At 56.0% G+C, this 6,510-nt stretch carries 5 protein-coding genes and 1 pseudogene; 4 read left to right on the top strand and 2 right to left on the bottom strand.

Annotated elements, in window-relative coordinates; all coding sequences use genetic code 11:
* Nucleotides 1-323: pseudogene (locus tag QZ540_RS07955) on the top strand (ribonucleotide-diphosphate reductase subunit alpha); the annotation flags it as partial.
* A gap of 147 nt (nt 324-470) precedes the next feature.
* Nucleotides 471-1,448: a class 1b ribonucleoside-diphosphate reductase subunit beta gene (nrdF, locus tag QZ540_RS07950; RefSeq protein ID WP_049352870.1), complete on the top strand. Its 978-nt coding sequence runs from the start codon at nt 471-473 to the stop codon at nt 1,446-1,448.
* Nucleotides 1,449-1,704: 256 nt separating this feature from the next.
* Here the strand turns inward: nrdF and QZ540_RS07945 are convergent, their stop codons facing one another.
* Nucleotides 1,705-2,181: a hypothetical protein gene (locus QZ540_RS07945; RefSeq protein WP_141749083.1), complete on the bottom strand. Its 477-nt coding sequence runs from the start codon at nt 2,179-2,181 to the stop codon at nt 1,705-1,707.
* A 13-nt stretch (nt 2,182-2,194) separates the two neighbouring features.
* On the bottom strand, nt 2,195-2,509 hold the full coding sequence (locus tag QZ540_RS07940) for a hypothetical protein (RefSeq protein WP_070604370.1): 315 nt from the start codon (nt 2,507-2,509) through the stop codon (nt 2,195-2,197).
* A 585-nt stretch (nt 2,510-3,094) separates the two neighbouring features.
* On the opposite strand from QZ540_RS07940, the gene QZ540_RS07935 reads away from it, so the two are divergent.
* Both QZ540_RS07935 and QZ540_RS07930 read left to right on the top strand, forming a co-directional pair.
* Nucleotides 3,095-4,144, top strand: coding sequence for a zinc-dependent alcohol dehydrogenase family protein (locus QZ540_RS07935; protein ID WP_049352871.1), 1,050 nt, complete (start codon nt 3,095-3,097; stop codon nt 4,142-4,144).
* Nucleotides 4,145-4,376: 232 nt separating this feature from the next.
* Nucleotides 4,377-6,089 carry a formate--tetrahydrofolate ligase gene (locus tag QZ540_RS07930; RefSeq protein ID WP_294629024.1) on the top strand — a complete coding sequence of 571 codons (1,713 nt, stop codon included), beginning with the start codon at nt 4,377-4,379 and terminating at the stop codon, nt 6,087-6,089.
* Nucleotides 6,090-6,510 lie beyond the last annotated feature (421 nt).

Here is a 6,510-nt window from a genome sequence, read left to right as displayed (position 1 = left end):
AGATTGAGATCCGCAAGGAAGGCAAGCTCGGCCGCGTCTACTACCCGGCACCGTACATGACCAACGAGAACCTGGAGTACTACCAGGACTCCTACGAAATTGGTTACGAGAAGATCATCGACACCTACGCTGTGGCAACCCAGCACGTGGACCAGGGCCTGTCGCTGACCCTCTTCTTCCGCGATACCGCAACCACCCGCGATATCAACCGCGCCCAGATTTACGCATGGCGTAAGGGCATCAAGACCATCTACTACATCCGTCTGCGTCAGATGGCTCTTGAGGGTACCGAGGTTGAAGGCTGCGTATCCTGCATGCTCTAGCCTGAATGCTATGACGCATTCAGCCTGAGCTGGCACACTATAACTAAAGACTGGAAGGGGCGGTTACGGTAAACACGCAAACCGCCTGCGCGACTGGCTGGGCGCGCGTGGGACTGTAACCGCCCCTTAAGAATCGGAGAATTACTAATGAGCGAAAAGGTGAAGCTCGTCGACCACGTGGTCGAGGCTATCAACTGGAACCGTATTGAGGACGAGAAGGACCTTGAGGTTTGGGATCGTCTGACCGGTAACTTCTGGCTGCCGGAGAAGGTGCCGCTGAGCAACGACGTGCCCTCCTGGAAGACTCTGACCGAGGAAGAGAAGCAGCTGACCATGCGCGTCTTCACCGGTCTGACCCTGCTGGACACCATCCAGGGTACTGTCGGTGCTGTGTCCCTGCTGCCGGACGCTGTGACCGCGCACGAAGAGGCCGTGTACACCAACATTGCGTTCATGGAGTCCGTGCACGCAAAGTCGTACTCCTCGATCTTCTCGACCCTCGCCTCCACCAAGGAGATTGACGAGGCGTTCCGCTGGGCTTCTGAGAATGAGCACCTGCAGAAGAAGGCGAAGATCGTTCTGTCCTACTACACCGGTGACGACCCGCTGAAGAAGAAGGTCGCCTCCACTCTGCTGGAGTCCTTCCTGTTCTACTCGGGCTTCTACCTGCCTATGTACTGGTCTTCGCACGCGAAGCTGACCAACACCGCTGACCTGATTCGTCTGATTATTCGTGACGAGGCAGTGCACGGCTACTACATTGGCTACAAGTTCCAGCGCGGCCTGGCGAAGGAGTCCGCGGAGCGTCAGGCAGAGCTGAAGGAGTACACCTTCAACCTGCTGTACGAACTGTACGAGAACGAGGTGGCGTACACCCACTCCCTGTATGACGGTGTGGGTTGGAGCGAGGACGTGAAGAAGTTCCTGCACTACAACGCTAACAAGGCTCTGATGAACCTGGGCTACGAGCCGATGTTCCCGGCGTCCGTGACTAACGTGTCCCCGGCGATCCTGTCGGCGCTGTCCCCGAACGCTGATGAGAACCACGACTTCTTCTCCGGTTCCGGCTCTTCCTACGTCATTGGTAAGGCCGTGAACACTGAGGACGAGGACTGGGACTTCTAATAATCTCTTATAACAAGGGTGTCAGGTGAACATTTCAGATGTTATCTGACACCCTTGTTGGTTCTCCTCTCCGGGGAGGACAAACCATGAAAATTAGCCTATTTAGCGTGACAATAAGTATATGTGATGCTAAATCTTGGATTCAGACTTTGAATAACGAGTTGATAATTCAATGGCTGACTACGGTATAGCATAAAGGGGCCCCGTCACTATTAATAATGATAGAAACGGGCCCCCTTTATTTAAGCGTATTTAGTTATCTAATAGACTTTGGCTTCCACCTAAGTCCTTCCTCGGAAAGAGCAACGTCCACGATTCGCGCAGCCTTATCATAAGCATCAGCAGCATCGATAATAACTTCTCCAGGAAGAGAACCATATCTAGCATCGATTGAGGCGCGGTGTAATTGGTTATATGCCAACGCCTCTGACGGATATAGAGCTTGGATAACTTGATTTTGACCAATACCGCGACCGCTATTATGCCGTCCACTGTGGTGGGTAGCATATCTTGAATCTTGAACAAGACCAGGCATATGGACAAGGCGCATAATCTCTTCGTTGCTCTTGTCTAAGATTGGATCAGTTAGTATTGCAAACCGCATCGCATGGTATGCAGCATAAAAAGCACAAATCTGCGCAACAACTTGGTCGCTAACCTTGTACTTATTAGCTTTCCGCAGAAAGATATTTGCTTTATGACGGTGTTCTTGCAAATTAGGCTGGCTGTTCATATATAAGTAAGCCTTATGCCATCGCGTAGGTTTTACTCTTGGAGCTATGGTTTGAAGCAGCAAATACTGGTGAGTCAGCTACGAAAAATCGCAAGTCAAGCATAGTCTCACCAATATAGAGGGGTACAATCTCGTCGATGTACTTTTGGAAAATCTTTTCCATGGCCTCGTTAGATTGTTCCCACAAAGCAACATAGATGACAGCCTGCTCCAATGCAGGGGTATATTCGACAAAGAGTTTTTGAAGGTTTTCCTTACCGAAATAATCAACGCAGAGCTCACCGAGAGTAGTGACAAGTGCTTCGGATTCCGAGAGTTTGTCGGTCATCTAGCCGGTCTCCTTTCTTGGTATCTCAACGTCACTCCACACACTATGCTGTACTCTCCGAACTAACTTTCAGTGTTCGAGTTCCGTTGTCTCTTAGTAACTGTAACCTACCATAGGCTTACCTTGAGTCATCTCAGGTTACACCACCGAGACCCGATAATCCTCATTTTATTGCCGAGATTACTTTTATGTCCTACCCCTGGCAGGCAGACTTATAGCTTAACATGCACGATACGACTACCCTCTTCAACAACTACATGGAACGGGGATTCTAGTCTGAGGCATACTCAGCTTTAGCTCTGCTGTGGTTGCTAAACGTTGAGGCATCTTAACGTTGCGACCCCGTGTTTTCTGGATGGATACCCACCTGGAAGGTGCGGGGGGGGGGCGCCGTTTAACCGGGTGCGGAAGCGGGGGAGAGGCCGCGGAGAAGCAGGGGAGTGGGAGCAGTTTTTCTGGTTCCTTTCTGGTTCCGACTGTCGGAATTTTTACCTTCACCCCGTAGCATAAAAAATTATTGATATATCGGGGTGTGGGGCGTACTCTGATACGACTAACCATCAACGCAGATTTGAAAGGAACATCATGCGTTCAGTTGTTATGGAAGCCCCCGGCAAGGTCGTCGTCAACGAAGTTGAGAAGCCGACCCTGCTCGAACCCACCGACGCCATCATCAAGCTCGCAGCATCCTGCATCTGCGGCTCCGACCTGTGGCCCTACCGCGGCGCAGACGCAAAGCCCGTCGACCACCGCGCAATGGGCCACGAATACATCGGCGAGGTCGTAGAAGTCGGCTCCGAGGTCACCACCGTAGCCCCCGGCGACTTCGTCGTAGGCTCCTTCTGCATCTCCTGCGGCGAGTGCGAAACCTGCACCGCAGGCTACCCCTCCCGCTGCCTCAAGGCAATCGCAGCAGGCGACACTTACATCGGCATGCGCTCCAACGGCACCCAGGCAGAATACGCCCGCGTACCCTTCGCAGACGGCACCCTCGTCAAGACCCCCGCAGCCCCCACCGAAGAGCAGATCCCGCACCTGATGGCGGCATCCGACGTGCTCGGCACCGGCTGGTACGCAGCAGACGCAGCGCAGGCAGGCCCCGGCAAGACCATCGTCGTTGTTGGCGACGGTGCAGTCGGTCTGAGCGCAGTCATCGGCGCTAAGCAGCTCGGCGCAGAGAAGATCATCATCATGTCCCGCAACCCCGAACGTCAGGCTCTCGCTAAGGCATTCGGCGCAACCCACATCGTGGAAGAGCGCGGCGAAGAGGGCATCGCCAAGGTCATGGAGCTCACCGACGGCGTGGGCGCACACGGCGTTGCGGAGGCTGTCGGCACCCAGCAGTCCTTCGACCAGGCTCTCGGCTGCGTACGCCACGGCGGCTACATCGGCTTCGTGGGCGTGCCGCACGACAGCTCCATCGGCACCGATAAGCTCTTCGGCAAGCAGGTTCACCTGGAGGGTGGCCCCGCCCCCGTGCGTAAGTACCTGCCGACCCTCATCGACCTGATTTACAAGGGCGAAATTGAGCCCGGTAAGGTATTCGACCTGGTTCTGCCCATCGACGAGGCGGCTAAGGGTTACGAGGCAATGGACCAGCGTACCGCCACCAAGGTTCTGCTGACCATGCCGTAATAGCCGGTCGTATCGCCGTTCTTATGCCGGTTCCTGTACCGGTAGCCCGGCGTGTATGCGCTACTAATCCCCGCACCGATCCTGCCGCTCCACGTGAGTGTAGGGTGCCGGTTGCGGGGATTAGTGCATTAAAAATTGGGTTTATTTGCCACCTTTCGGCGAGGTGAGGGACAAATGAGTGAGCCAAGGCATAGAATAAAAGAGCATGATTCGTACAACTCGAAGGATGACAATGACGAAGAAGCCTTTCCCTTCCGACCTCGAAATCGCACTTGCCGCCGATCTTTGGCCTATTAACAAGATCGCAGCAGACAACGGCATCAGCGAAGATCGCCTTGAACCCTACGGCAAGTATGTCGCTAAGGTCCTCCTCGACGAAACCACCAACGCAGAGACCGCCCGCAAGCGCGGCTCCAAGTACATCGTGGTTACCGCAGTCACCCCCACCCCGCTCGGTGAAGGTAAGACCGCAACCTCCGTCTCCCTTGCACAGGGCTTCGCACAGACCGGCCGCAAGGCAATCCTGGCTCTGCGTCAGCCCGCAATGGGCCCGACCTTCGGCATCAAGGGCGGCGCAGCGGGCGGCGGCTACTCCCAGATCGTTCCCATGGAGAAGCTGAACCTGCACCTGACCGGCGACTTCCACGCCGTCACCGCAGCGCACAACTTGCTTGCCGCCATGATTGACAACCACCTGCACCACGGCAACGAGTTGCGCATCGACCCGCGCGCTATCGAGTGGCGCCGCGTTATCGACATGAACGACCGCTCCCTGCGCAACATCGTCGTGGGCCTGGGCGAACGCATGGACGGCGTGGTCCGCGAGACCGGTTTCGACATCACTAGCGCCTCCGAAATCATGGTGATTCTCTCGCTGGCAACCTCTTTCAAGGACCTGCGTGAGCGCCTGGCAAAGATCGTTATCGGCCTGAACTACGACGGCGAGCCCGTCACCGCAGCTGACCTGAAGGCTGACGGCGCAATGGCTGTCATCCTGGCAGACGCTATCAACCCGAACCTGCTGCAGACCCTGGAGCACACCCCCGCTCTGATTCACGCGGGACCCTTCGGCAACATTGCAACCGGTAACTCCTCCGTGGTCGCAGACTACGTTGGCCTGGAGTACTCCGACTACGTGATTACCGAGGCTGGCTTCGGTGCCGACATGGGTGCGGAGCGTTTCTTCAACGTCAAGTGCCGCGTCTCCGGTCTGAAGCCTGACGCAGCAGTGCTCGTCGTAACCGTGCGCTCCCTGAAGTCCCACTCCGGCCTGTACAAGATCGTTCCGGGCAAGCCCCTGCCCGAAGGCATGCTGCAGGAAAGCCCCTCCGACGTGGAGAAGGGCGCAGAGAACCTGAAGAAGCACATCGAGATCGTGCGCAACTTCGGTGTTCAGCCGGTCGTGGCAATTAACGCCTTCCCGACCGACTTCGAGTCCGAGCACGAAACCATCCGCCGTATCGCAGAGGAAGCTGGCGCTCGCGTCGCTATCCACCGCGGTGTGGCTGAGGGCGGTAAGGGCACCACCGACCTGGCAGACGTGGTTGCTGAGGCATGTGACGACGTTTCGGATCTGAAGTACACCTACGATCTTGAGGACTCCATCGAGACCAAGATTGAGAAGGTTGCGACCAAGGTCTACGGCGCAGATGGTATCTCCATTGCTCCGGCTGCCGCTAAGCAGCTCAAGCGCTTCGCTGAGCTGGGCTACTCGCACCTGCCCGTGGTCATCGCGAAGACCCACCTGTCCATCTCCTCGGATGCATCGCTCAAGGGCGCTCCGACCGGCTGGACCCTGCCCGTGCGCGAGGTCCGCCTGGCTGCCGGTGCTGGCTACGTCTACGCAATCTGCGGCACCATGCGCACCATGCCGGGCCTGAGCAAGAGCCCCGCAGCTGAGCGCATCGGCTTCGACGAGAACGGCGTGATGGTCGGCCTGTCCTAAGGCTTGTTCTAAGACGGCTGTTCCAGCTGATTTATAGCTAGTAGAGGCGGCGCTCCTTCCCCACAGCGGGGGAGGGGCGCCGCCTTGCTGTGCCCGGGTGTGGTGTGTGCGTGGGTGGTAGTGCTTGGCGGGTTTGCGGCGTGTGCGAGAAGGGAAGATGTATCTGAAAACGAGTTGAAACTAGGCTGGAACCAGGGGGAATCCAGGGGTGTGAAGGATCCTAAAACCCCTGGTGGAGGGGACTTTCAATCTTTCATTGAGGCTTGTGGGGTGCCTAATCTGAGGGTGGAATTGGTACGTGTGGGTTAATAATTGGGCTCTATTTATGCTTGAAGGTCAGGTTTTATTAAACAATCTGTGGAGGTTGATTTTTGAATAGCTCACTATCTTGCATTGTGTGAAAATATGGTTTTGACTAGGT

Origin of the sequence: uncultured Rothia sp. (assembly GCF_916049665.1) — a bacterium.
GTDB lineage: Bacteria > Actinomycetota > Actinomycetes > Actinomycetales > Micrococcaceae > Rothia.
Note: the sequence above shows the minus strand (reverse complement) of the source record. Positions and strands in the feature narration are given on the sequence as shown.

Bases quoted from the DNA above. Each gene is read 5' to 3' on its own strand.
- nrdF (WP_049352870.1), top strand. From the start codon at position 471: ATGAGCGAAAAGGTGAAGCTCGTCGACCACGTGGTCGAGGCTATCAAC.
- QZ540_RS07945 (WP_141749083.1), bottom strand. From the start codon at position 2,181: ATGAACAGCCAGCCTAATTTGCAAGAACACCGTCATAAAGCAAATATC.
- QZ540_RS07940 (WP_070604370.1), bottom strand. From the start codon at position 2,509: ATGACCGACAAACTCTCGGAATCCGAAGCACTTGTCACTACTCTCGGT.
- QZ540_RS07935 (WP_049352871.1), top strand. From the start codon at position 3,095: ATGCGTTCAGTTGTTATGGAAGCCCCCGGCAAGGTCGTCGTCAACGAA.
- QZ540_RS07930 (WP_294629024.1), top strand. From the start codon at position 4,377: ATGACGAAGAAGCCTTTCCCTTCCGACCTCGAAATCGCACTTGCCGCC.